The 22,110-nt window shown below is 65.9% G+C and carries 23 protein-coding genes, 1 tRNA gene and 1 rRNA gene; 12 read left to right on the forward strand and 13 right to left on the reverse strand.

Features of this window, described 5'->3' with window-relative positions; all coding sequences use genetic code 11:
* Positions 1-93: ribosomal RNA gene (rrf, locus tag ACSLUQ_RS17575) — 5S ribosomal RNA — on the forward strand; the annotation flags it as partial.
* A gap of 47 nt (positions 94-140) precedes the next feature.
* Positions 141-217: transfer RNA gene (locus ACSLUQ_RS17580), tRNA-Met, on the forward strand.
* A gap of 416 nt (positions 218-633) precedes the next feature.
* Here ACSLUQ_RS17580 and ACSLUQ_RS17585 read toward each other — a convergent pair.
* The 4 genes from ACSLUQ_RS17585 to ACSLUQ_RS17600 are packed head-to-tail and all read right to left on the reverse strand — an operon-like array spanning position 634 to position 2,449.
* Positions 634-1,377, reverse strand: a complete 744-nt coding sequence (locus tag ACSLUQ_RS17585; RefSeq protein ID WP_461809267.1) for a sulfite exporter TauE/SafE family protein — start codon at positions 1,375-1,377, stop codon at positions 634-636.
* The gene (locus ACSLUQ_RS17590) at positions 1,370-1,774 is read right to left on the reverse strand and encodes an amino acid-binding ACT domain-containing protein (RefSeq protein WP_461809268.1); all 405 of its coding nucleotides are present in this window, start codon (positions 1,772-1,774) and stop codon (positions 1,370-1,372) included. Before ACSLUQ_RS17590 ends, ACSLUQ_RS17585 begins: the two co-directional genes overlap by 8 nt.
* A complete protein-coding gene (locus tag ACSLUQ_RS17595) occupies positions 1,767-2,129 on the reverse strand; it encodes an antibiotic biosynthesis monooxygenase family protein (RefSeq protein WP_461809269.1) in 363 nt (120 codons plus the stop codon). The genes ACSLUQ_RS17590 and ACSLUQ_RS17595 overlap by 8 nt, the downstream gene beginning before the upstream one ends.
* Entirely contained in the window at positions 2,126-2,449 is a 324-nt protein-coding gene (locus ACSLUQ_RS17600; RefSeq protein ID WP_461809270.1) for an NIPSNAP family protein, read from the reverse strand. The genes ACSLUQ_RS17595 and ACSLUQ_RS17600 overlap by 4 nt, the downstream gene beginning before the upstream one ends.
* 71 nt (positions 2,450-2,520) lie before the next feature.
* On the opposite strand from ACSLUQ_RS17600, the gene ACSLUQ_RS17605 reads away from it, so the two are divergent.
* Positions 2,521-3,201 carry an ArsR/SmtB family transcription factor gene (locus ACSLUQ_RS17605; protein ID WP_461809271.1) on the forward strand — a complete coding sequence of 227 codons (681 nt, stop codon included), beginning with the start codon at positions 2,521-2,523 and terminating at the stop codon, positions 3,199-3,201.
* A 24-nt stretch (positions 3,202-3,225) separates the two neighbouring features.
* Here ACSLUQ_RS17605 and ACSLUQ_RS17610 read toward each other — a convergent pair whose 3' ends face one another.
* Positions 3,226-3,519 (reverse strand): AzlD family protein, encoded by a 294-nt coding sequence (locus tag ACSLUQ_RS17610; protein WP_417772852.1) that lies wholly within the window; start codon positions 3,517-3,519, stop codon positions 3,226-3,228.
* Positions 3,512-4,288 (reverse strand): AzlC family ABC transporter permease, encoded by a 777-nt coding sequence (locus ACSLUQ_RS17615; RefSeq protein ID WP_461809272.1) that lies wholly within the window; start codon positions 4,286-4,288, stop codon positions 3,512-3,514. The genes ACSLUQ_RS17610 and ACSLUQ_RS17615 overlap by 8 nt, the downstream gene beginning before the upstream one ends.
* A 30-nt stretch (positions 4,289-4,318) precedes the next feature.
* Between ACSLUQ_RS17615 and ACSLUQ_RS17620 the strand changes: the two genes are divergently transcribed.
* A complete protein-coding gene (locus ACSLUQ_RS17620; protein ID WP_461809273.1) occupies positions 4,319-4,867 on the forward strand; it encodes a helix-turn-helix domain-containing protein in 549 nt (182 codons plus the stop codon).
* Positions 4,868-4,919: 52 nt separating this feature from the next.
* Here ACSLUQ_RS17620 and ACSLUQ_RS17625 read toward each other — a convergent pair whose 3' ends face one another.
* Positions 4,920-6,341 carry a short-chain fatty acyl-CoA regulator family protein gene (locus ACSLUQ_RS17625; protein ID WP_461809274.1) on the reverse strand — a complete coding sequence of 474 codons (1,422 nt, stop codon included), beginning with the start codon at positions 6,339-6,341 and terminating at the stop codon, positions 4,920-4,922.
* 18 nt (positions 6,342-6,359) lie between these two features.
* On the opposite strand from ACSLUQ_RS17625, the gene ACSLUQ_RS17630 reads away from it, so the two are divergent.
* From ACSLUQ_RS17630 to prpB, 4 genes are read left to right on the forward strand one after another with little or no spacing between them, the layout of a single operon-like run.
* Entirely contained in the window at positions 6,360-6,905 is a 546-nt protein-coding gene (locus ACSLUQ_RS17630) for an acyl-CoA thioesterase (protein ID WP_461809275.1), read from the forward strand.
* A complete protein-coding gene (locus ACSLUQ_RS17635) occupies positions 6,902-8,434 on the forward strand; it encodes an MmgE/PrpD family protein (protein ID WP_461809276.1) in 1,533 nt (510 codons plus the stop codon). The genes ACSLUQ_RS17630 and ACSLUQ_RS17635 overlap by 4 nt, the downstream gene beginning before the upstream one ends.
* On the forward strand, positions 8,431-9,597 hold the full coding sequence (gene prpC, locus ACSLUQ_RS17640; protein ID WP_461809277.1) for a bifunctional 2-methylcitrate synthase/citrate synthase: 1,167 nt from the start codon (positions 8,431-8,433) through the stop codon (positions 9,595-9,597). The genes ACSLUQ_RS17635 and prpC overlap by 4 nt, the downstream gene beginning before the upstream one ends.
* A gap of 11 nt (positions 9,598-9,608) precedes the next feature.
* Positions 9,609-10,538 carry a methylisocitrate lyase gene (gene prpB, locus ACSLUQ_RS17645; RefSeq protein WP_461809278.1) on the forward strand — a complete coding sequence of 310 codons (930 nt, stop codon included), beginning with the start codon at positions 9,609-9,611 and terminating at the stop codon, positions 10,536-10,538.
* 286 nt (positions 10,539-10,824) lie between these two features.
* Here prpB and ACSLUQ_RS17650 read toward each other — a convergent pair whose 3' ends face one another.
* The 3 genes from ACSLUQ_RS17650 to ACSLUQ_RS17660 form a co-directional block, all read right to left on the reverse strand.
* Positions 10,825-11,541 carry a pirin family protein gene (locus tag ACSLUQ_RS17650; protein WP_461809279.1) on the reverse strand — a complete coding sequence of 239 codons (717 nt, stop codon included), beginning with the start codon at positions 11,539-11,541 and terminating at the stop codon, positions 10,825-10,827.
* The gene (locus ACSLUQ_RS17655) at positions 11,532-12,164 is read right to left on the reverse strand and encodes an alpha/beta hydrolase (RefSeq protein ID WP_461809280.1); all 633 of its coding nucleotides are present in this window, start codon (positions 12,162-12,164) and stop codon (positions 11,532-11,534) included. Before ACSLUQ_RS17655 ends, ACSLUQ_RS17650 begins: the two co-directional genes overlap by 10 nt.
* Before the next feature lie 64 nt (positions 12,165-12,228).
* Positions 12,229-13,161, reverse strand: coding sequence for a VOC family protein (locus ACSLUQ_RS17660; protein WP_461809281.1), 933 nt, complete (start codon positions 13,159-13,161; stop codon positions 12,229-12,231).
* A gap of 121 nt (positions 13,162-13,282) precedes the next feature.
* Here ACSLUQ_RS17660 and ACSLUQ_RS17665 point away from each other — a divergent pair, with 121 nt between their 5' ends.
* A complete protein-coding gene (locus ACSLUQ_RS17665) occupies positions 13,283-14,182 on the forward strand; it encodes a LysR family transcriptional regulator (RefSeq protein ID WP_461809282.1) in 900 nt (299 codons plus the stop codon).
* Positions 14,183-14,194: 12 nt separating this feature from the next.
* On the opposite strand, the gene ACSLUQ_RS17670 is transcribed toward ACSLUQ_RS17665, so the two are convergent.
* From ACSLUQ_RS17670 to ACSLUQ_RS17680, 3 genes are read right to left on the reverse strand one after another with little or no spacing between them, the layout of a single operon-like run.
* Entirely contained in the window at positions 14,195-15,859 is a 1,665-nt protein-coding gene (locus tag ACSLUQ_RS17670) for a CRTAC1 family protein (protein WP_461809283.1), read from the reverse strand.
* Positions 15,856-17,259, reverse strand: coding sequence for a di-heme oxidoredictase family protein (locus tag ACSLUQ_RS17675; RefSeq protein WP_461809284.1), 1,404 nt, complete (start codon positions 17,257-17,259; stop codon positions 15,856-15,858). Before ACSLUQ_RS17675 ends, ACSLUQ_RS17670 begins: the two co-directional genes overlap by 4 nt.
* A 44-nt stretch (positions 17,260-17,303) precedes the next feature.
* Entirely contained in the window at positions 17,304-18,554 is a 1,251-nt protein-coding gene (locus ACSLUQ_RS17680) for an ROK family protein (protein ID WP_461809285.1), read from the reverse strand.
* Between the two features lie 303 nt (positions 18,555-18,857).
* Here ACSLUQ_RS17680 and xylF point away from each other — a divergent pair, with 303 nt between their 5' ends.
* From xylF to ACSLUQ_RS17695, 3 genes are all read left to right on the forward strand, one after another.
* On the forward strand, positions 18,858-19,892 hold the full coding sequence (gene xylF, locus ACSLUQ_RS17685) for a D-xylose ABC transporter substrate-binding protein (RefSeq protein WP_417772867.1): 1,035 nt from the start codon (positions 18,858-18,860) through the stop codon (positions 19,890-19,892).
* Between the two features lie 125 nt (positions 19,893-20,017).
* A complete protein-coding gene (locus ACSLUQ_RS17690; protein WP_417772868.1) occupies positions 20,018-21,313 on the forward strand; it encodes a sugar ABC transporter permease in 1,296 nt (431 codons plus the stop codon).
* Positions 21,314-21,337: 24 nt separating this feature from the next.
* Positions 21,338-22,102, forward strand: coding sequence for an ATP-binding cassette domain-containing protein (locus tag ACSLUQ_RS17695; protein ID WP_417773121.1), 765 nt, complete (start codon positions 21,338-21,340; stop codon positions 22,100-22,102).
* Positions 22,103-22,110: the final 8 nt, after the last annotated feature.

Below are 22,110 nucleotides of genomic sequence, written 5' to 3' on the forward strand. Positions count from 1 at the left end.
AAACACCCGATCCCATCCCGAACTCGGAAGTGAAACGCCCCAGCGCCAATGGTACTGCGTCTTAAGACGTGGGAGAGTCGGTCGCCGCCAGGCCCGCAAAACGCAATCGAATGTCTATGGTAAGACACTACATATCTTTCCGCGGGGTGGAGCAGCCCGGTAGCTCGTCAGGCTCATAACCTGAAGGTCGTAGGTTCAAATCCTACCCCCGCAACCAAAATCAAACGGCGATTTCAGATCGCACATAAAAGCCGCCCTTCGGGGCGGCTTTTTGCGTTTGGAGCTTGGTTGCTTGTGCTCTCGTGCTCTGATTTTCCCTCCGGCCGCTTAGGGGGGCTGTTACTGGATGTCGGCGGCACCTTCGCTTTCGATCGGGTAGAAGATGCGATGGAAGCGAGCCAAACGCGCCGGGCCGCGCCGGCAAGGCGATGCTGAAGCCTTGGTCGTGGGCTTGCCAGATCCGTTCGAATTCTCGTGGCTGCAGGTCTGGCGGCTGCGAGAATCTGTTCTCGGTCTTGTCGTGGCTTATGCAGTGCTTCTGACCTGATCGAGCTTGATGCGGCAGCGCGCTATCGGATGGCGCAGGCGTTGGATACACCCGTTCGTTTCGCGGCCCATACCCCCGGGTGCTGGCTATACCAGGGGCCTCAGCGCCATCTGAGCCCCCAAAAGCAGCAGGAAGATCAAGAAGATACGTCTGAAGGCGATCGGGCTGATGCGGTTGCGCAGGCGCTGGCCTGCCCACATGCCGGCCAGTGCGGGGCCAAGCGCCAGCAGCGACAGGCCGGACGCCTCGACAGTAAATGCGCCCTTTGCGCCCAGTCCGATGGCCAGCGCGACGGTCGATACTGTGAAAGACAAACCCAGAGCCTGCACCAGTTCGTCGCGGGAGAGGCCGAGTGCCTGAAGGTAGGGCACGGCCGGAATGACGAAGACGCCGGTGCAGCCCGTGACAATCCCCGTTGCCCCGCCGATCAGCGGCGAAAGCCACCATTGTGCGCGTGCCGGCACACGGAGCTGCCCGGCGAACAGGGTGTATCCCGCATAAAGGACGAGCGTTCCCCCGAGGGCGGCCGTTGTCAGATCGGTATCACCGCCCACCAGCCAGGATACACCCGTCACCGTGCCTGCGCAGATCGCCAGCATCATCGGCCACAGCTTGCGGAGCAGCGAGGAGACAGCCGGTCCCGCCAGCAGTTGCCAGAGGTTGGTGACGAAGGAGGGGATGAGCAGAAGGCTGGCGGCGGTCAGGGGAGAGATCAGCGCGCCGAGCACCCCCATGGCCACGGTGGGAAGCCCCATGCCCGTTACGCCCTTGACGATGCCGGCGAGTAAGAAGGTCGCGCAGATGACACTGGCGATAACCGGATCAATCATGATGCGCTCCCTCCTGCGTGTCCCATGCCGCAGTTACCCGCTCCGCTTCCGCGTGGCGGTCGCAGATCAGGATCAGCCGGTTCTGGTGGTCGGAATACTGGGTCACGATGTTGATGCCTGCATCCGCCAGCACCCGCGCGATGGCGCCGAGCTGGCCGGGCGTGCCTTGCTTCAGTTTTCGGATCAGCGGACGCTGCATGGCGATAACGCGGATGCCAGCCGCCTCGGCGGCCCGCCTTGCTCCAGCCCCGTCCTGGAACAGGAAGTGGGCGACGGCGCGCTCGCCCTGCCCGAAGACCGCACCTCCCTCGAAGGGGAGGCCCGCGCGGCCCATGGCCTCGCCCAGGTCCGCCAATGCCCCGGGGCGGCCGGCCAGGTCGAACTCAAGATCAAACATGCGCGATCCTTTCAGTGTGAACGCTGCGGCTGTCGGCCGGGGCTTCCTCGCGGGAGGTCATGCCGTAGTCGCGCTGGACGTCCGCGATCCGCAGGCGGTAGCCGGTAAAGACGCGATTGCGCCCCGCATCCTGCGCCTTGCGGTGCTCCGGCAGGTTGCGCCACTGCGCGATGGCTGCCTCGTCGCGCCAGAACGACAGCGACAGGACCTTGCCCGGTGCGGTCAAGCTCTGGAACCGCTCGATGGAGACAAAGCCGTCGATCTCCGCCAGCAGCGGCCGGAGCTCCGCGGCAAGATCCAGGTACTCGGCCCGGGCCTGCGCCGAGGTTTCCGCCTCGAAAATCACCGCGATCATGCGAGTACCTCGTGTGGCGCAGAGGCAAGCTTGACGAACAGGCGACTCTCGCGGCGGATAAACCCTTCCCGTCTGGCGAATTCGTAATTCTCGCGCCCCAGAGGGTCGGCCGCGAGGCGGGCGCGATAGGTCTCGTAGTGGGCAAGCGAGGGCAGGGAGTAGATCCCATAGGCGGTGCTCGTCGATCCCTCATGCGGGGCGAAATAGCCGATGAGGTCGGCGCCGCAGCGCGGGCTGCACTGGCCCCAGTTGCGAGCATATTCCTCGAACAGCTCACGCCGGTTCGGGTCGATGTCATAGGTGATGATGCAGGTAATCATGCCGGATCCTTTCCTTCCAGCTTTCCCGATAGCCGATTGGTCCGAGCCGATGGTTCGGTTACAACCGAACCATGAGAGAAGGCCCCGATATTGCCCGTATCGCCGCATTGGTTGCCGATCCTGCCCGCAGTTCCATGCTGCTGGCGCTGATGGACGGGCGTGCCCTGACCGCGACCGAACTGGCAGGGGTTGGCGGGATCACAAAGCAGACGGCCAGCGGCCATCTGGCGAAGCTGGTCGAAGGAGAGGTGCTCTGCGTCGAAGCGCAGGGGCGACACCGCTATTTCCGGCTGGCGGGACCGCATGTCGCGTCGCTGCTCGAGGCACTGATGGTGTTTTCCAGCGATGCGGTGCCGCCCTTGCGTACCGGCCCGAAGGATCCGGCGTTGCGAAAGGCCCGCGTTTGCTATGACCATCTCGCCGGCGAGATGGGCGTCCTGATCTTTGATCGTGCGCAAGAGGGTGGCTGGCTGTCGGGTGACCTGACACGTCCGGATCTGAGCGTGAGGGATGACGGCTGGGCGAGGTTGGCGGAAATCGGCGTGACGCCCGATGATCTGTCCCGCAGCAATCGCCCTGTCTGCCGCGCCTGTCTGGACTGGAGCCAGCGGCGGCACCACCTGGCCGGACAGATTGGCAAGGCGATGCTCGACCGCTTGCTCGCGCTTTCCTGGGCGCGGCGGTTGCCGTCCTCGCGCGTGGTGAGTTTCTCGCCGGAGGGGGAGAGGCGGTTCAGGGACTGGCTGCGATAGGCTGTCTGCCCTTCCCGGGGCTGACTACACCAGCCCGCGCAGCAACCAGACGCCGCCCACTCCGGCCAGCATGGTCAGCGGCAGGTTGCGCGACCCCAGCGCCACGGTGAGGGCCAGCGCTGCGGCGCCCCATTCGGCAGGTCCGGCCTGCACGAGGATTACCGCCAGCAGCGCTGCGATCAGGCAACCCGGCAGGGCCTGCAGCGTGCGTGCCCAGGGGCCGCTCGAAGGCAGGGTCGAGCCCAGCAGATAGCCCCCGAAGCGTATCGCGAAGGTGCCGAATGCCAGTCCGGCTATGACGGGCAGATGTTCACCCATGGCGCCGCATCCCAGCAAAGCCGGCGCCCGCCATGGCTCCGGCGATCAGGCCCCAGGACGGGTCCAGCGGGAGCAGCAGCGCGCAGCCCCCCGCAATCACGGCCGAGACCACCCAGGGCGGCAGGCTGTCGCGCCCCTGCCAGAGGCTTGTCAACAGCAGGATGAAGGCGGCGGTGAAGGCGAAGTCCATCCCGCCCGCCGCCAGGTCGGGCAGGGTCCGGGCAAACGTGGCGCCCAAAGCCGTTGAGACGATCCAGACCGCGATCAGGCTGGTGCCGCCGCCGACCAGATACCAGTATCCGGCGGGCTGGCCCTTGTTGCGGGTCGCGTGCATCAGCACCCAGTTCTCATCTGAAGTCAGATGGACGCCCAGCACAATCTGCCAGAGTGGACGCCCGGCAAGCTCGCCGCGCAGGGACGCCGTCATCAGCAGGATGCGGAGGTTCAGCGCCAGCCCGGCAATGATCGCCATCAGCGCGCTGGCACCGGCGGCCAGACGCTCGAGCGCGACGATCTGCGACGAACCGGCGAAAACGAGGGCCCCCATGAGGCCGGTCTCAAGCCCCCCCATTCCCTGTTGCGCGGCCAGCAATCCGAAAGCGAGGCCATAAACGGCGACGCCGAAGGAAAGCGGCGTGATGTCGCGCAGGCCGTGCCGGAATTCATCGGCGCGCGTGCGGGCAGCGTCAGGGGAACTGGCGGTCATGGCGCGGTACTGGCCTCGAAGAACAACGTTCGTTATAATGGACACAGTGAGATCGTTCGTCAATTCGAACGACAATTCATTGAAGCGAACGAAATGACGCCGAACAGCATCATTGCCTCAGCCATCAGACGCGAGAGGGAGCTTGCGCAGGTCAGCCTTTCCGCGCTGGCGGCAAGGGCGGGCCTGTCCAAGTCCACCCTGTCTCAGCTTGAGGCCGGCAAGGGCAATCCGAATGTCGAAACGCTCTGGGCCATTGCAACGGCGCTCGACATTCCGTTCAGCTCCCTGTTCGAAAACGCCTCCTCGCACAGCGCGCTTGTCCGTGCGACCGAAGGGGTTAGCCTGTCTTCGCAGACGTCGGATTTCGCGGCGGTGCTTCTGGACAAATGTCCGCCCGACCGGCGGCGCGACCTTTACCGCATCTCGCTGAAACCAGGGTCCGCGCGGCAATCCGAGCCACACCCCAGGGGGACAGTCGAACATGCGTTCCTGTGCAGCGGGAGAGTAAGGCTCGGGCCGGTCGACGCGCCTGTCGAGATCGGGCCGGGAGACTATTTCCGTTGCTTCGGCGATGTGGCGCACTTCTACGAGGCGTTTGGCGAGGAGGCGCTGCTTCTGCTTGTCATGGACAGCCCCCGTTAGGCAGCGAACTCTGGCGGCGACTTCGTCGGGTGCGGGACACGCGCATGTTTCCTCAGGTCGCCGAATAGGGGGCGAACGAACTCCGCTCGTCGTCGATGACGAGTTTCTTTGCCAGCGGAGGGAAGGCACGCTGGGCGCAGGCCGAGCGCTCGCAGACCTTGCAGCCGGCGCCGATCAGGGTTCTTGACGAAGGGGCATTCAGTGCGATGCCCTCGGAGTAGACCAGCCGCTCGGCGTGCAGCAGGTCGCAGCCCAGGCCGATCGCGAATGTCTTGGTCGGAGCTCCATAGCCGCCGCGCGAGCTTTCGACCCTGCGTGCGATCCACAGATAGGCCCGTCCATCCGGCATTTCCGCAACCTGGGTCAGCGTCTTTCCGGGATTGGAGAAGGCGTCGTAGACATTCCACAGGGGGCAAGTCCCGCCGACGCGGGAGAAATGAAAGTCCGTGGCCGACTGGCGCTTGGAGATATTGCCGGCCCTGTCGACGCGGACGAAGAAGAAGGGAACGCCGCGCGCGCCGGAACGCTGGAGTGTGCTGAGCCGGTGGCAGACCGTTTCGAAGCCTGTGCCGAATTCACTGCCCAGGAGGTCGATGTCGTAGCGTAGGCGTTCCGCCGACTGCAGAAAGAGCGTGTAGGGCAGAATGAGCGCGCCGGCGAAATAGCTGGCCAGGCCGATGCGCGCCAGCGACCGGGCTTCGTCGGTGGAGAAGGATCCGCCCGCGGCGAGTGTGTCGATCAGGTTGCGTTGTTCCAGAAACGCCAGTTGCGTCGCCATCTGGAAGGCCCGCTGACCCGGCCCGAGCCGAGGCGACAGGTGAAGGGTGCGACTTTGCGCATCGAACCGTCGCTGCATGCCGTATCCGTCTTCCTCGCGTAGCTCGGCGAGCCTAAGACCGTGCCGCGCCTCCAGCCTGTCGGCGATTGCCGGCGCCATGCGGCCGGGCGGCATGCCCATTTCCCGCGCTGCCGCCTCTGCTTGCCGGTCCAGATCGTCGATGTAATTGTGGTTGGCGTAGAAGAAATCGCGCACCTCCTCGAACGGCGTCGACGGCAGGGCGGGGGAAGCGCCATGGCGGTCTTCGCCGAGGCGGACCGCATAGGCGGCGATCTCGTCGGCCGCCTGCTTCAGCCTGCGGCTCTGGGACAGGAACGCGCGGGCGAGTGCCGGCATGTTGCCGGCCAGTTCCCGCATCTCGGCAAGGGAGATGGCCTCGCCGAAGGCCGGATCGGAGAGCGTCTCGCGCAGTTCGGCGAGCAGGCGCGCCTCGTCATTGTCCGAGAAGACCTGGACATCCGTGCCGAAGGCGGCGTTGAGTTTCAGCAGCACCGGGACGGTCAGCGGACGCTGGTTGTTCTCGATCTGGTTGAGATAGCTGAGCGAGATGCCAAGCGCATTGGCCAGCGCCTGCTGGGTCAGTCGCCGCTCCTCCCGCAACCGCTTGATCCGTACCCCCATAAAGGCCTTTTTCACGCCGCACCTATCGCTTTGATGACTTTGCAAAATTTGCAACTTCACCGCCGGGTCTTCACAAAACTATTCAATTTCAGTCGTTTATCGATTTCATCATATGCGGATAATGCGAAATTGAAAAGACGAGGGGGCTTGTGGGTGACGATGCCGGCAATCAAATCGGATCGAGGCGAAACGCACTTCCTGGAGGTGGTTCTGCCCGAGCAGGCCAACCACTACGGCACCCTTTATGGAGCCAATGCGCTGCACATGATGGGCAAGGCCGCCTTCGTTTGCGCCACGCGCCACGCCGGCTGCGCGGTCGTCATGGCCAAGGCTGACAACATCGAGTTCGCCCGCCCGGTCCGGCTCGGCGCGATTGTCGATGTTCGTGCCAGGGTGGTCTTTCAGGGGCGTTCGTCGATGACGGTCCTCGTCGAGGTCTCGCCTGAGGAATGGCGTGACGCCGCCGACGGGGCACCTTCCATTTCCGGCCGGTTCATGATGGTCGCGGTCGACCAGAACGGCGTCCCGCGCGCCATCTCCGTTTCCGATCAACAGTGTTCAGGAGGAACGACTTCGTGAAATCGCACCGCGTTCGCACACACAAGTCCGTGGAGCACCTCGCCCGCGAGGATCAGCTCGCCTGGAAGCTCGCCTCGGTCGCCGTCGATGACGTGGCGCTCGAGCCGGAGGTGCTCGAGATGATCGGCAACCGGATCCTCGACAACGCCGCGGTGGCTGCGGCCTCGCTGGCGCGGCGGCCGGTCGCCAATGCCAGGTCCCAGGCGCTGGCCCATCCCTTTCAGCCCGGAGCGACCGTTTTCGGTGTTGGGCCGCAGCGGCGGGTCTCGCCCGAATGGGCGGCCTGGGCCAATGGCGTGGCGGTGCGCGAGCTCGACTTTCACGATACCTTTCTGGCGGCCGACTACTCGCATCCGGGAGACAATATTCCGCCGATCCTCGCCGTGGCGCAGCATTGCGGCCTGTCGGGAGCGGCGCTGGCGAAGGGGATCGCCGCCGGCTACGAGATCCAGGTCAATCTGGTGAAAGGCATCTGCCTGCACGAGCACAAGATCGACCACATTGCGCATCTTGGCCCATCGGCGGCGGCGGGCATCGGCGCTGCGCTCGGTCTGCCGGTCGAGACGGTCTATCAGGCCGTGCAGCAGGCGCTGCATGTGACGACCACGACGCGGCAATCGCGCAAGGGTGAGATTTCGAGTTGGAAGGCCTATGCGCCGGCCTTCGCCGGCAAGATGGCCGTGGAGGCCGTCGACCGGGTCATGCGGGGTGAGGGCGCGCCGTCGCCGGCGTGGGAGGGGGAGGACGGGTTCATCTCCTATCTGCTCGGCGGCCCCGGGAGCGAATACACGGTGCCCTTGCCGGAAAAGGGTGAAGCCAAACGGGCGATCCTGGACACCTACACGAAGGAGCATTCGGCCGAGTACCAGAGCCAGGCGCTGATCGACCTGGCCCGCCGCATGCGTGGACGGATCCGTGACCTTTCCAGTGTGAAGAGCATCGTCATCCACACAAGCCACCACACCCATAATGTGATCGGCACCGGTGCCAACGATCCGCAGAAGATGGATCCCGGGGCGAGCCGCGAAACGCTCGACCATTCGATCATGTACATCTTCGCGGTCGCTCTCGAAGACGGCGGCTGGCACCACGAGCGTTCCTATGCGCCCGAGCGGGCGGGGCGCGCGGAGACGATCGCGCTCTGGCACAGGATCTCGACCGTCGAGGATCCCGAGTGGACGCGGCGCTATCACAGCCGCGATCCCGGGGAGAAGGCGTTCGGCGGGCGCGTGGTCGTGACCTTGCAGGACGGGACGACGATCGAGGACGAACTGGCGGTTGCCGATGCGCATCCGCTCGGCGCGCGCCCCTTCACCCGTCCCGACTACATCAACAAGTTCCGCAGCCTTTGCGACGGCATTGTCGCCGAGGCCGAGCAGGCACGCTTCATCGCCACCGTCGAGCGCCTGGTCGAGCTTCGCCCGGATGAGCTTGCGGGGCTCACCTTCACGGTCGCCCCCGAGCGACTGGGCGAGGTGACCGCTTTTGGCATATTCGACTGGAACCGTGGGTCAGGGGGGATGTCATGACCGCGCCAAAGCCCAAGAAGTCCGTTGCCCTGTCGGGCGTCATCGCCGGTAACACCGCCTTGTGCACAGTGGGGCGCACCGGTAACGACCTGCATTATCGTGGCTACGACATTGTCGATCTGGCCGAAGCCTGCGAGTTCGAGGAGATCGCGCATCTCCTCATTCACGGCACGCTGCCGACCTTGTCCGAGCTGGCCGCCTACAAGGCAAAACTGCGGGCCTTGCGCGGCTTGCCGCAGGCGGTGAAGCGGACGCTGGAACTGCTACCGGCCGCAACCCACCCGATGGATGTGATGCGATCCGGGGTTTCGGCGCTCGGATGCGTGCTGCCGGAAGCGGCGGACCACAATCACGCTGGCGCACGCGATGTCGCCGACCGGCTGCTCGCCTCGCTCGGCTCGATGCTGCTCTACTGGCATCACTTCGCCCACAACGGCCGACGCATCGAGGTGGAGACGGACGATGAAACCATCGGCGGTCATTTCCTGCATCTCCTTCACGGCGGCGTGCCCCGGGGCTCGCATGTGAGGGCGATGCACATTTCGCTCATCCTCTATGCCGAGCATGAGTTCAATGCCTCGACTTTCACCGCGCGCTCGATCGCGGGAACCGGTTCGGATATCTATTCCGCGATCACGGGAGCCATCGGCGCGCTGCGCGGTCCCAGGCACGGCGGCGCCAATGAGGTCGCCCTTGAGATCCAGAAACGTTATGCGTGGCCGGATGAGGCGGAAGCCGATATCAGGCGGCGTGTCGAGGCGAAGGAAGTCGTGATCGGCTTCGGCCATCCGGTCTACACGCTCGCCGACCCGCGCAACGCGGTGATCAAGAAAGTGGCCCGCGAGCTGTCGGTCGAAGCCGGTTCGACCCGGATGTTCGACATTGCCGAGCGCATCGAGGCGACCATGGCCGACGCGAAGCAGATGTTCCCCAATCTCGACTGGTTCAGTGCCGTCTCCTATCACATGATGGGGGTGCCGACGGCGATGTTCACGCCGCTTTTCGTCATTGCTCGGACAGCCGGCTGGGCGGCGCACATCGTTGAGCAACGACAGGACGACAAGATCATCCGCCCTTCGGCCAACTACATTGGCCCGGAAAATCTCGTATTCACGCCGATCAGGCACCGCGGCGGGGCCGCGGACGCCAACAAAGCCGCATAAGGAACGCCGCCATGTCCTATCTCGTTGCTTCCGATCTTCCCCAAGGGGCCGCCGGCGAGCGCTTCCGCGCGCTCGTCGAGCGCGGTGGCATCCTGGCGCTTCCGGGGGCGCACAACGGCATGGCGGCCTTGCAGGCAAAGGCTGCGGGCTTCGAGGCGCTGTATCTGTCCGGCGCGGCGATGACCGCATCCATGGGGCTGCCGGATCTCGGCATCATCACCGTCGACGAAGTCTCCTTCTTCATCCGCCAGATCGCGCGGGCGTCGGGCCTGCCGCTACTCGTCGATGGCGACACCGGCTATGGTGAGGCGCTCAACGTGATGCACATGGTGCGCGCGTTCGAGGATGCGGGAGCGGGGGCTGTTCATATCGAGGACCAGCTCCTGCCGAAGAAGTGCGGCCACCTCAACGACAAGAAGCTCGCCGATGCGCGAGATATGGCGGCGAAGGTCGCGGCGGCGGCGAAGGCGCGGCGCCATCTCTATCTCGTTGCCCGTACCGATGCGGCCGCAAGCGAGGGGCTCGACGGTGCTGTGGCGCGCGCCAAGCTCTACATCGAGGCCGGAGCCGATGCCATCTTCCCGGAGGCACTGACATCGGCGGAGATGTTTCGCGAGTTCGCCGCGCGCATGCCCGGGGTTCCGCTGCTGGCCAACATGACCGAGTTCGGACGAACCCCGTTCTTCACGGCGAACGCGTTCGAGGAGATGGGCTATCGCATGGTCATCTGGCCCGTCTCGTCGCTGCGTGTGGCGAACCGGGCCCAGCAGAAACTCTACGAGACGCTCCGGCGCGACGGCGCAACACAAGCCATGGTCGGCGACATGCAGACCCGCGCCGAACTCTACGAGACCATCGGACTGGCCGCCTACGAGGCGCTCGATGCCTCGATCGTGAAAACCGTCGTGCCGGGGCAGGAGCGGGAAACAGACGCGACCTGAGCGGGGGACGTGTCGTCCCGGCTGTTCGGGGTCCTTGATGAGTTCTGCTGCGCCCGGTGCCGCGACATCTTCCGCCGCGCCTAAGGCGAAGGCTGCCCGTGGTCATCGCGCCGTTGAAGACAGTCAGATAGACGGCGCCCGCGATGGTCGCTGCCGGAAAGAGTTTAGAGAAGCTGCTTTCGTCAGGTAATTCGCACTTGGGACGGTACCTATCGCCCGAGGCGGAGTTGCCCGCGCGGCAAGCAGTTTGCGCGCGCAACTCCGCCGCTCTTGTTTTCGTCGCGCTCTAGCTCGCCCGTAACGGCGAAGCCATGTCGAAGAGCAGGACCTGGCCGTCGGTGGCCCACGACAGGTCGGGTACATCCTCCCTGCCGAGTTGCAGGCCGTCGCCGGCGACCAGCCGCTCGTCGTCCATTGTCGCGATGCCTTCCACGACATGGACATAGAGGAGCCGGTCGTCGGATCGGGGCAGGCTGATCTCGTGTCCCGCACGCGGGTGGGCGATGGAGATCCGCGTTGGTGAGAGCAGGCGCAGAGGTGCTTCGCCCGGGTTTCCGCTTGCCAGCAATGTCCAGCCCTGCGCGTCCTCGCGCGCCGGCAAGGCGGCTTGCTGATACGTCGGCTCGCCGTCGAAGGTGTCCGGGATCAGCCAGATTTGCAGGAAGCGGGCAGCTTCCGTCGTCGAGGCGTTCATCTCCGAATGGCGGACGCCCCGACCGGCGGACATCAGTTGCAGAGTGCCCGGGGCGATTGTGGTCTCATTGCCGATTGTGTCCCGGTGGCGGAGTTTTCCCGAAAGCACCAATGTGAGGATGTCCATGTTGTCGTGATCGTGCTCGGAGAAGCCAGAACCTGGAATGATACGGTCCTCATTGATCACCCGGAGCGCGCCGAAACCCATCCGCGTCGGGTCCTGGAAGCCGCCGAACGAGAAGGTGTGGTAGCTGTCGAGCCAGCCGTTGCGCGTGTGGCCGCGGCTCATGTTCTCGTGGATCAGGGGCATTTTTCCATCTCCATGCCTGTGTCGGTCAGGAAGCCTCGCAAGGCGTCGATCTCGCCCTGACGCAACTCGTGTCCGCCGTCGTGTAACACCAGTTCGAGCCGCGCGTCCTGCGCGCGGAAATAGTCGAGAAGCGCGCCGGTTTGCTCCAGCGGGCAGATCGGATCGCGCCGGCCGCCGGTGACCAGAACCCGCTTTCGCGAAAGCCCGGCGCTGGGCTCTGGCGTCCAGGGGATCAGTGGGTGCAGAAGGGCGATCCGGTCGAAGAGGTCGGGGTGGCGAAAGGCCACGGCGGCGAGGATGTTGGCGCCGTTGGAATAGCCGAACCCGTAGACCGGGCGGTCTGGGTTTTCGGCTCTGTGGGCCGCGACGAACTCCGCCATCTTCCGCGTGCGCAGCGCGAGGTCCTCCATGTCGTAGATGCCTTCGCCGGTGCGGCGGAAGAATCTCAGCGCGCCATGTTCGCAGACGTCTCCGCGCGGTGCCACGAAACCGGCCGCGGGCAGGATGTCGGCCGCAAGGGCGGAAAACTGGTGCTCGTTGCCGCCGGTGCCGTGGAAGGCGAAAACCAGAGGCGCGCCGGCTGAGGGCGCCCGGGTCAGGGCGTGGTAGGATGCAACGGTCATATTCGGTCTCCCTGGAGAAGCCGGTTGCGCGCGAAGGGTAGGCCTTGCGCGCAACCGGCGCCGGTCAGTCGGCGATCGGGGTCAGGATCCGCTCGATCTGCGACCTGTACGGCTCGTAGCGGGACGGCAACTTCAGAGCTTCGCCGAGGTGGGCGGTATCCTCGTCGCGGTCAAAGCCCGGCTCGTTGGTGGCGATCTCGAACAGGATGCCTCCGGGGGTACGGAAGTAGATCGCCCAGAAATAGTCGCGGTCGATCACCGGAGTGACCTGATACCCGGTGTCGAGCAGTGCCTGGCGAACCTCGAGCTGTGCCGAGCGGTTCTCCACGGCAAAGGCGATGTGGTGGACGGAGCCGGAGCCCTGTCGGGCCGGATCGGCGGAAGAAAGCGTCTCGATGTCGATGAAGTCGGCGCCGTTGCCGCCCGCGACGGCGAAGCGCACCCAATTGTCCTTCCGCTCGACCTCCTGGTAATTCATGAAGGCCAGCAGTTCCGCCGTCGCCCCGGCGTCCCGCAGGCGAAGGCTCGCACCGCGGAAGCCCTGGATCGCCTGCGACGATCCGATGCCCTCGCCCGTCCAGCCCTTGCGGTCGTCGTTTGCGGTCTCGACAAGGGAGAAGCCGTCCTGGTCCGGCCCCTCGAAGCGCAAATGCTTCTCGCCGAACAGATCTCGCTCGCGAAGGTCGCGGAGCCCGAGGCCGGAGAGGCGCTCCTTCCAGTAGCCGAGCGATCCGTCAGGCACGGCGAAATAGGTCTCGCCGACCTCGCCCGTTCCCTTTCGCCCCGGAGCAATGTGGGGGAAGGGGAAATAGGTCATGACCGAGCCCGGAGTTCCGGCTTCATCGCCATAATAGAGGTGGTAGACCTCCGGATCGTCGAAGTTGACCGTCTTTTTCACCCGCCTCAGGCCAAGGACCTTCGTGAAGAAGTCGCTGTTTTCCTGAGCGCTGGCCGCCATGGACGTCACGTGGTGCAGACCCTTGATCTGTTTCAGCATGGTGGGTTCCTTTCCTGAAGTCCGCCGGTGTCTGTCTGGACAGAAAAATGGGCTTGCGACCTGCAAAAGAGAATTGAATTAGTTTGTCGGATATTATTGCGATTTGTGAAATAGTGAGGTCATGATCAATCTCGACCATGTCCGGATTTTCCTGAGTGTCGCGGAGCATCGCAGCTTCGTCGCCGCCGCGCGGCATCTGTCCATGACCGCACCGACGGTGACGCGGGCGGTCGGCAGCCTGGAAAGCCAACTCGGCATCCAGCTGCTTCTGAGGACGACCCGCCATGTGTCTCTGACATCGGCGGGGGCCGTCTACGCGGCGCGGATCGCGCCGCTTGTCGACGAGTTCCAGCGGGCAAGCGACGAACTGCGCGAGCAGCATGGCGACGTGGCAGGCTCGATCAGGATCAATGCTCCGATGTCGCTGGGCCAGCAGATCCTGCCGGATGTCGTCTCGGGCTTTCGCACGCAGTTTCCGGCGACGGTTCTGTCGCTGACGCTGACCGACAGGTTCATCGACATTGTGTCCGACGACTTCGATCTCGCGATCAGGATCTCGGAGGCGCCGAAGGACAAGTCGACAATCTGGCGCAAGATCTGCCTGGTGCGGCGGGTGATGGTTGCCTCGCCTGCCTATCTCGCCATCCACGGGGAACCGGAAACGCCCGACGATCTGGCGTCGCACAGCTGTCTGGCCTACGACGAGCGCTCGCTCAGCGAGACATGGGAGCTTCGCAGCGAGGGCAGGGCGCGCAAGGTCCGGGCCGGGCAGACGCTTGCGGGAAACAACGGAGACCTGATGGCGCGGCTTGCCGACAATGGCGAGGGCATTGCGCTGCTGCCGCATTTCATTGTCGAGGACGGCCTCGAGGACGGGCGCCTGCGACAGGTCCTGCCGGCCTGGGAGCCGCCGGATATCTGGCTGACGCTCTATTATCCGCCCTACGAGCGGTTACCCATGCGGGTAGCGAAATTCTCCGACTTCTTCGAGAAATACGTCACGCAGACGCGGCCGCTATAGTGGGTTCCGGGCCTACTTCGGAGGGTACCAAGGGCGCACGGCTTCCGCGCCACGCTCGATGAGAACGGCCTGATTGGCGAAGACGCGGTAGCCGTGGCTCCAGGATCCGTCCGGCCAGCGCACCCGGATGACGGCACGTTCGGCGACCCCGAGGCCGATGTGGACGAAGCCTGCCTGGCCCGAGGCATGACCGCCTCCGACGGCAATGTCCCGTGTCAGGCTGCGCGCGCCGACGCGGATGCTGAGCCTGGCCCCGACCGCATTGCGGTTCGCGCCGTCCTGGGCGAGCCCAACCGCCAGCCAGTTGCCGAGCGGCACGGCGGGGCGGTCGTCCGCATGCGCGCCACCGAGATTGCGGAACAGGCTCGTCGGCGCGGCGCGGTTGACGACGACGAGATCGAGCAGACCATCCATGTTGAAATCGGCGAGGCCGGCGCCGCGCCCGCGCCGGTCGAGCCCGATGCCGGCGTCCTTGCCGGCTTCGGCGAAACGGCCCGACCATTGCCGGATCAGCAGGTTGTCGGGATCGAAGGCGGCGAAGTCCGGCATCGCCTCGACATTTCCCTTGGCGATGAAGAGGTCCGTCAGCGTGTCGTTGTTGACGTCCTGAAACTCCGCGTGCCAGCCGGTGGAGGGGCGCATGTCGGTGCCGGTGTAGGGGCGATGCGCCGTCGCGCCGAGGTCGAAGGCGATGTCGCGATAGACCGGCAGCAGATCGTCGCCTTCCTGGTCGATGGTCTGGATCTTCGTGTCGCCCATGCTGGTGAGGGCGAACTCGGGCAGGCCATCGCCGTCGAGGTCGGTGCTGGCGATGCCCATGCCCCAGATCTTGAGGTGTCGCCATCCGTCGGCGCGGCGATAGGGGCGGGGCGGACGCCCGGGCGGCAGCGCCCAGAGCTGTTCCTCGCCGCCGCGATAATAGTGGCGGTCGTTGGAGACGCGCAGCGCCGGCTCGCCCGAGCGGTTCCAGTCGGTGAAGAGCATGGACAGCGCGCAATAGCCGGGCGTCAGGCGGTTGGCCTGGGAATAGTCCGGCGTGCCTGCGCCTTGCGGGCGGTGAAGCACGTTGTCGTCGCAGGTGCCCCAGGGCGAGCCCGGGGCGGAACGGTCGACATAGTTTCCAAAGGCAAGCGTTGGAAAGGTGGAGCCGGCCTCGAAGATCGCGGCGAAGCTTGTGGTCCAGCCGCGTCCGCCATCGAAGGAGAAGCGCCGGTTCGCTGCTTCGAAGCGACACTGCCCGGTGCCGCGCAGAAGGATGTTCTCGCCGACGCGCAGCAGCACGAGATCCATCAGACCGTCGTTGTCGATGTCGAGCGGATAGGCGCCGGTCACCTTCGTGAGCAGCTTTTCCGAAACACCGGGGTCGCGGCGCTCGAAGGCGAGTGGCCCGCCGGCGTGCGCGGTGTTGCGGAAAAGGGCGGCCGGCCCCGCGCCGCCGGCCAGGAAGAGGTCCGGCATGCGGTCGCCGTCGCAGTCGAGGACCGCCGCGCCACCGCCGACGAAATACTCCCAGGGGCCGTCGTAGCGATGCGAAACGCCGGCCTGTTCCGCCTCCTCCGCGAAGCGGGGGACAGGTGCGCGCGCCGGCTCCGGCGCTTCTTCCGCCGCGCCTGCGGGGAGCGGTGCACCGGAAAGCGCGAGCAGGGCTGCGAGAAGCAGGAAGCGGCGCGCCGTCATCGGGCGATCTCCAGGCTGCGGAGGAAGGCGATGATCGCCTGCCGCTCCTTGTCCGCGCGCCCGACATAGGCGGAGCGCGCCTCCGACGCCTCGCCGCCATGGGCGCGGATTGCCTCGTCGAGCGTCGTCATGTCGCCGCGATGGCCGTAGGGCGCAGTTGAGCCGATGCCCCACAGCTCGGCGGTGATGAACACATCCCTGTCAACGAAACGCTGGCCGAGCAATTCGTTGCCGAAGGCCGGGTTGCGCGTATCGGCGATCCGGTGGCGCTTGAGATCGCCGAAGAGCGGCACGAGGATGGCTCCGCTCTCGTCGCGCGGCAGCGCCTTGACGAAGGCGAGGCGCGACAGGTCGATGGAAAGCGGTTTTCCGACATCGACGCCGCGCAGGGTTCCTGCCGTCTCGAAGGGGGCCGGATCCTGAAACACCGCCGAATTGAGCGGCAGGGCCGGCTTGTGGCAGGTGGCGCAGCCGATCTCAGCGAAGAGGCGCTCGCCCCTGCCGGCCGCCTCTCTCCAGCTTGCCGGCAGGTCCGTTTTGCGGGTTGGTGTGGGCAGGGTTGCCTGCCAGACCACGAGCGCGGAGACATCGCCAGCGCCGATCTCGTCCGGGAAACCATCGGCGTCGAAATCGTCGGTTCCCGTCCATTGAGCGCCGAAACGCTCGACGGGCTGGATGCCGTGATGCTGGTTGAGCGCGTTGACTGTGAACTGGCGCAGCGACCCGAAGACACCCTTTTGCGAAAAGGGGCGCAGAACCAGATCCGGGTCGATGCCCTCGATCCCGGCAATGTCGAGGCTGCCGTCGGGATGGGCGGTGATCGCGCCGAAGGAGACGCCCTTGCTGGCAAGCGCGCGCTCGACCGGCCGGCCGGAGGCGCGCGCCCGGGCGAGGGCGTCATCGCGGGTATCCTGAAGCTCGACGGTCATCTCGCGCGCCAGCAGTTCGATCAGCCCGGAGCCCTGAAGCGCGTTGGTGCCGCGTTCGTTGGAGAATTGCGGGTCGATGGTGTCGAAGTCGGCGCTTTCAAATCCTTCCGAGACGAAGACATTGGCGGTGAAGGCGCCGGCGCCGCCGGCAACAGGCTCGTTGTGGCAGGATGCGCAGGCGTTGGCATCGGGGCCGGCGAGGCGTTGGAACTCCAGCGCGGCCGGCCGGCGGCGTCTGGTCGGCACGATCGCCTGCGTGGCCTCGGGCCGACCGACCCCGTCCTCGCGCACGAACTTGCCGACGAAGAGCTTTTCACCCCGCTCCGTCAGGCGGGCGCGTGCCTTGTCCTGTGGCAGGCGCGCGATCTCCTCGAGCGAAAGCGGGGTTTCCAGAAGCCGCTCGCTCCAGGGGAGCGGGTCGTCGGCGCGCAGCGGCCCGGCAAAGGCTGTGAGAGCCAGGGCGCAGGCCATGACCTGCATCCTCGTCGGCCCCCCCGCCTCGCACCGCGCCCGCGTCATGCCGTTCCCTCCAGCGTGGCCGCCGTCGTCGCGGCAGCCGGTTCGGCAAAGACCCGGGTATCGAGTTCGTGCAGGCCGCGCGCCACGGTGCCGCGCAGGGCGAGGTCCTCCTCCCAGTCGACGGGCTCGATGATCACATGGCAGCGCAGGTCCTCCACCAGCGCTTCGCGAAGGGCGGCGTGCACGGAGGCTTGTATCAGCGGCCAGGCGGGTATCGCGCCGCCGGTGACGACGATCCGCCCGGGGTCGAGGCTGGCGACGAGGCGTGCGATGGCATAGCCGAGCGCTTCTCCGGCCGCGGCAAACGCCTGGCGTGCACGGGCATTGCCGCGTTCCGCCTCGTCGATCAGCCGTGCGATGGTGTCGCGGGGCATGGGAATGTCGGCCGGCGGTGTGGCCGGGTCGAGCCCCAGGGCATGGCGCTGGATGGCGTAATCGGCGAGATAGGCCTCCAGGCAGCCCCGTCGTCCGCAGCGGCACAAGGCCCCGCCGGGCATGTGGTTGGCATGGCCGATTTCCGCCGCCGCTCCCGTCTCGCCGACGAACAGGCGGTCGTTGACGAAAAGGCCCATGCCGACGCCATAGTCCATGAAGATGACCGCGAAGGTGCCGCCATAGCGCGCCGGGTCGCTGCGATGAAGTGCCTCGGCGATCATGTTGGTGTCGTTCGACAGCCGGCAGGCGACGCCGAGCGCGGCGACCAGCGGCCCGACCACCGGGACGTGGCGTACGACGAAGGCCGGAGACCATGTGACGGTGCCGGCGGCGTCGTCGACCACGCCTTGCGCGGCGACGGAGACGATGGCCGGACGCGCGCGGCGCGCGTCTTCGTCCAGAAAGCGCAGTGTCGCGGCGACAAGCGTGCGGCCGAAATCCTCGGCGGTCGCCGTCGCGCTGTCGAAGAGCGCACGGGCGCGAGCGATACGCAGGCCGCGATAGTCAACGAGAGCCAGGTCGATGGTGTTGACGGAAATCTTGATTGCCAGCACGCAGGCCGCGTCGGCGTTGAGGCTGAGCAATGCACGCGGCCGTCCACGCGCCGCCTTTGTCTTCTGGCCAGTGTCCTCGACGCCGGTGACGATGTTCTCGGCGATCAGGTCGGAGGTGATGGACGTGACGGTGGCCGGGCTCAGGTGCGTCTGGCGGCCGAGGTCGATGCGGGCGCGTGTCCCGGTGCGCCGCAGCGCCTGCAAGATGATCGACCGGTTTTGACGCCGGATCTGGTCGCGATCAGCCTTCTGGTGCATGAAAATCCCGCGCTTTGGCGTCCTCCTCGCCATCCACCCGGATCGCTCGCGCTGCCAGGCGACGGCACGCCCGGGTCTTGGTGGCGATTATCGTTTCTCACACGAAAGTTCAAGAAACGGTGCCGCCCGGTGTCGCGAAACCATGTTGACAGTGCAGTCCGATTGGAGCAACTTTTTTTCGGACGTCAAAAAAAATAACAATAGGACGTTTGCACGACTGGTGTGAGAGGGCGCTGGTCAGCAACAGATTGCCGTCCTTCGTTCGCGCTGCCGCTGAACGGGGATGAACGGGAGGAGAGACACATGCGCAGCTATTTTCCGCTTTTTGCCGGGGCGATGTTCGCCGCGATGACCTTGTCCGCGTCTGTCCAGGCGCAGGACATCACCGTCGGTGTGAGCTGGTCCAACTTCCAGGAGGAGCGCTGGAAGACGGATGAGGCCGCTATCAAGTCCGCCCTTGAGGCCGCCGGCGCCAAATACGTTTCCGCCGATGCGCAGAGTTCGTCGGCCAAGCAGCTCTCCGACGTCGAGGCGCTGATCGCCCAGGGCGTCGATGCGCTGATCATCCTGGCGCAGGATTCCCAGGCCATCGGCCCCGCCATCCAGGCGGCGGCCAACGAGGGCATCCCGGTCGTCGGCTATGATCGTCTGATCGAGGACGGGCGCGCCTTCTACCTGACGTTTGACAACGTCGAGGTCGGCCGCATGCAGGCCCGAGAGGTGCTGAAGGCCGCTCCCGAGGGCAACTACGTGATGATCAAGGGATCGCCTACGGATCCCAACGCCGACTTCCTGCGCGGCGGTCAGCAGGAGATCCTGCAGCCGGCCATCGACGCGGGCAAGGTCAAGATCGTCGGCGAGGCCTATACCGACGGCTGGCTGCCGGCGAACGCGCAGCGGAACATGGAGCAGATCCTGACCGCCAGCAACAATGCGGTCGACGCGGTTGTCGCCTCCAACGACGGCACCGCCGGCGGCGTCGTCGCGGCACTGACCGCGCAGGGCATGGAAGGCATCCCGGTGTCCGGCCAGGACGGCGATCATGCCGCGCTCAACCGCGTTGCCAAGGGTACGCAGACCGTGTCCGTGTGGAAGGACGCCCGCGAACTCGGCAAGGTGGCCGGCGAGATCGCCGTGTCTCTGGCCAAGGGCGGCACGATGGACAGCGTCGAAGGCGCGGGCAAGTGGACCTCGCCCGCCGGCACGGAGCTGACCGCGCGCTTCCTGAAGCCGATCCCGGTCACCAAGGACAACCTCTCGGTGGTCGTCGATGCCGGTTGGATCACGAAGGACGCGCTGTGCCAGGGCGTCACCGAGGGTCCGGCACCCTGCAACTGAGCCAGAACCGGATGAAAGGCGCTGCTCCGGCCCTTGCCGGGGCAGCGCCCACGCGCTGGCGGACGATGTCCGCCGCTCCGGCGTGAGCGTCGACAGGCGTGATTGCCTCCAGGCAGGAGCTTCCCATGTCAGATACCGCGGTGCCCGAGCCGAAGGCCCCGACGCGCAGATCCCTTTTCTCCGCGCTTCAGATCGACACCCGTCTGCTCGGGATGATCGGCGCGTTCGTCGTCCTGTGCCTGGTGTTCAACGTGTTCACAGGCGGAAATTTCCTGACGCCGCGCAACATCTTCAACCTGACGATCCAGACCGTGTCCGTCGCCATCATGGCAACGGGCATGGTCTTTGTCATCGTCACCCGCCACATCGACCTGTCGGTGGGCTCGCTGCTGGCAACCGTCGCGGCGGTGATGGCGATGGTGCAGACCCAGGTGCTGCCCAATGTGTTCGGTCTCGGCCTTGGCCATCCTGCGATCTGGATCCTCGCCATTCTGGCCGGCGTCGCGGTCGGCGTCGTGATCGGCGCCTTTCAGGGCTATCTGATCGGCTACCTGGGCATTCCCGCGTTCATCGTGACCCTCGGCGGCCTGCTGGTATGGCGCAACGCCGCCTGGTTCATCACCGACGGCCAGACCATCGGCCCGCTCGATGCGCGGTTCACCATGATCGGCGGCATCGGCGGCACGCTGGGCGCGGCCTGGTCATGGACCTTCGCCGCCGTCGCCGTCGCCGCCGCGCTTGCCATGCAGATCGCCTCGCGCAGGCGCAAGGCCCGGCACGGGTTTCCGGTCAAGCCGGTGTGGGCAGAGACGACGCTGGCGGCGATCGTGGCCGCTTCAATCGTCGGCTTCATCGCCGTTCTCAACGCCTATGAAGTGCCCTCCCGGGTGCTCAGGCGCGACTTTGCCGCGCGCGGGCTCGAGGTGCCGGAAGGCTACACGGCGGCCTACGGTCTGCCCTATTCGGTGCTGCTGCTTATTCTCGTCGCCGTGTGCATGTCGGTGGTGGCGCGGCGCACCCGGCTTGGCCGCTATATCTTCGCCGCCGGCGGCAATCCGGATGCGGCCGAGCTTTCGGGCATCAACACCCGGCTGCTGACGGTGAAGATCTTCGCCATCATGGGCGGGTTGTGCGCGCTCTCGGCCGCCGTCGCGGCCGCGCGTCTGGGCTTTTCGACAAACGACATCGGCACGCTGGACGAATTGCGCGTCATCGCTGCGGCGGTGATCGGCGGTACGGCGCTGTCGGGCGGCCTCGGCACGATCTACGGGGCCATTCTCGGCGCGCTGATCATGCAGTCGCTCCAGTCCGGCATGGCGATGGTCGGCGTCGATGCGCCGCTGCAGAACATCGTCGTCGGCGTGGTGCTGGTTGTGGCGGTGCTCGTCGATATCCTCTACCGCAAGCGCACGGGAGACTGAGCCATGGCGACCCCCCTCGTGCAGATGAAGGACATCTGCATTTCCTTCGGCGGCGTGCATGCGGTCGACAACGTCAGCATCGACCTTTTTCCCGGAGAGGTGGTCGGGCTGCTCGGCCACAATGGCGCCGGCAAATCGACCTTGATCAAGGTTCTCTCGGGGGCCTATCGCGCCGACAGCGGCGAGATCCTGATCGACGGCGCGCGGGTGACGATCCAGAGCCCGCGCGACGCGCGCCAGCACAACATCGAGACGATCTACCAGACGCTGGCGCTGGCGGACAATCTTGATGCTGCCTCCAACCTCTTCCTGGGCCGGGAGCTCGTCTCGCCGCTCGGCTTCGTCGATGACGATGCGATGGAGGCCGAGACCCGCAAGATCATGGGCAGGCTCAATCCGAATTTCAGGAAGTTCCAGGCGCCGGTGAAGGCGCTGTCGGGCGGCCAGCGGCAGTCGGTGGCCATCGCGCGGGCCGTCTACTTCAACGCGCGCATCCTCATCATGGACGAGCCGACGGCCGCGCTCGGGGTCCAGGAGACCCAGATGGTCTCCGAACTGATCCAGGAGCTCAAGAAGCAGGGCCTCGGTATCTTCCTGATCAGTCACGATATTCACGATGTGTTCGACCTCGCCGACCGGGTTGCGGTGATGAAGAACGGCCAGCTTGTCGGCTCGGCGCGCACGCAGGACGTGACCAAGGACGAGGTGCTCGGCATGATCATCCTTGGAAAGTGTCCCGAGGGCGCGACGCCGGGGCCAGGCGCCTTCGTCGAGCGCTCCGTTGCATGACGCAGTGC

This window comes from Stappia sp. ICDLI1TA098, assembly GCF_054880955.1.

What these genes read in the sequence shown, in the direction of transcription:
- ACSLUQ_RS17585 (WP_461809267.1), bottom strand. Translation starts at nt 1,377, where the DNA reads ATGATTGATCCGGTTATCGCCAGTGTCATCTGCGCGACCTTCTTACTC.
- ACSLUQ_RS17590 (WP_461809268.1), bottom strand. Translation starts at nt 1,774, where the DNA reads ATGTTTGATCTTGAGTTCGACCTGGCCGGCCGCCCCGGGGCATTGGCG.
- ACSLUQ_RS17595 (WP_461809269.1), bottom strand. Translation starts at nt 2,129, where the DNA reads ATGATCGCGGTGATTTTCGAGGCGGAAACCTCGGCGCAGGCCCGGGCC.
- ACSLUQ_RS17600 (WP_461809270.1), bottom strand. Translation starts at nt 2,449, where the DNA reads ATGATTACCTGCATCATCACCTATGACATCGACCCGAACCGGCGTGAG.
- ACSLUQ_RS17605 (WP_461809271.1), top strand. Translation starts at nt 2,521, where the DNA reads ATGAGAGAAGGCCCCGATATTGCCCGTATCGCCGCATTGGTTGCCGAT.
- ACSLUQ_RS17610 (WP_417772852.1), bottom strand. Translation starts at nt 3,519, where the DNA reads ATGGGTGAACATCTGCCCGTCATAGCCGGACTGGCATTCGGCACCTTC.
- ACSLUQ_RS17620 (WP_461809273.1), top strand. Translation starts at nt 4,319, where the DNA reads ATGACGCCGAACAGCATCATTGCCTCAGCCATCAGACGCGAGAGGGAG.
- ACSLUQ_RS17630 (WP_461809275.1), top strand. Translation starts at nt 6,360, where the DNA reads ATGACTTTGCAAAATTTGCAACTTCACCGCCGGGTCTTCACAAAACTA.
- prpC (WP_461809277.1), top strand. Translation starts at nt 8,431, where the DNA reads ATGACCGCGCCAAAGCCCAAGAAGTCCGTTGCCCTGTCGGGCGTCATC.
- prpB (WP_461809278.1), top strand. Translation starts at nt 9,609, where the DNA reads ATGTCCTATCTCGTTGCTTCCGATCTTCCCCAAGGGGCCGCCGGCGAG.
- ACSLUQ_RS17650 (WP_461809279.1), bottom strand. Translation starts at nt 11,541, where the DNA reads ATGCCCCTGATCCACGAGAACATGAGCCGCGGCCACACGCGCAACGGC.
- ACSLUQ_RS17655 (WP_461809280.1), bottom strand. Translation starts at nt 12,164, where the DNA reads ATGACCGTTGCATCCTACCACGCCCTGACCCGGGCGCCCTCAGCCGGC.
- ACSLUQ_RS17660 (WP_461809281.1), bottom strand. Translation starts at nt 13,161, where the DNA reads ATGCTGAAACAGATCAAGGGTCTGCACCACGTGACGTCCATGGCGGCC.
- ACSLUQ_RS17665 (WP_461809282.1), top strand. Translation starts at nt 13,283, where the DNA reads ATGATCAATCTCGACCATGTCCGGATTTTCCTGAGTGTCGCGGAGCAT.
- ACSLUQ_RS17670 (WP_461809283.1), bottom strand. Translation starts at nt 15,859, where the DNA reads ATGACGGCGCGCCGCTTCCTGCTTCTCGCAGCCCTGCTCGCGCTTTCC.
- ACSLUQ_RS17675 (WP_461809284.1), bottom strand. Translation starts at nt 17,259, where the DNA reads ATGGCCTGCGCCCTGGCTCTCACAGCCTTTGCCGGGCCGCTGCGCGCC.
- ACSLUQ_RS17680 (WP_461809285.1), bottom strand. Translation starts at nt 18,554, where the DNA reads ATGCACCAGAAGGCTGATCGCGACCAGATCCGGCGTCAAAACCGGTCG.
- xylF (WP_417772867.1), top strand. Translation starts at nt 18,858, where the DNA reads ATGCGCAGCTATTTTCCGCTTTTTGCCGGGGCGATGTTCGCCGCGATG.
- ACSLUQ_RS17690 (WP_417772868.1), top strand. Translation starts at nt 20,018, where the DNA reads ATGTCAGATACCGCGGTGCCCGAGCCGAAGGCCCCGACGCGCAGATCC.
- ACSLUQ_RS17695 (WP_417773121.1), top strand. Translation starts at nt 21,338, where the DNA reads ATGAAGGACATCTGCATTTCCTTCGGCGGCGTGCATGCGGTCGACAAC.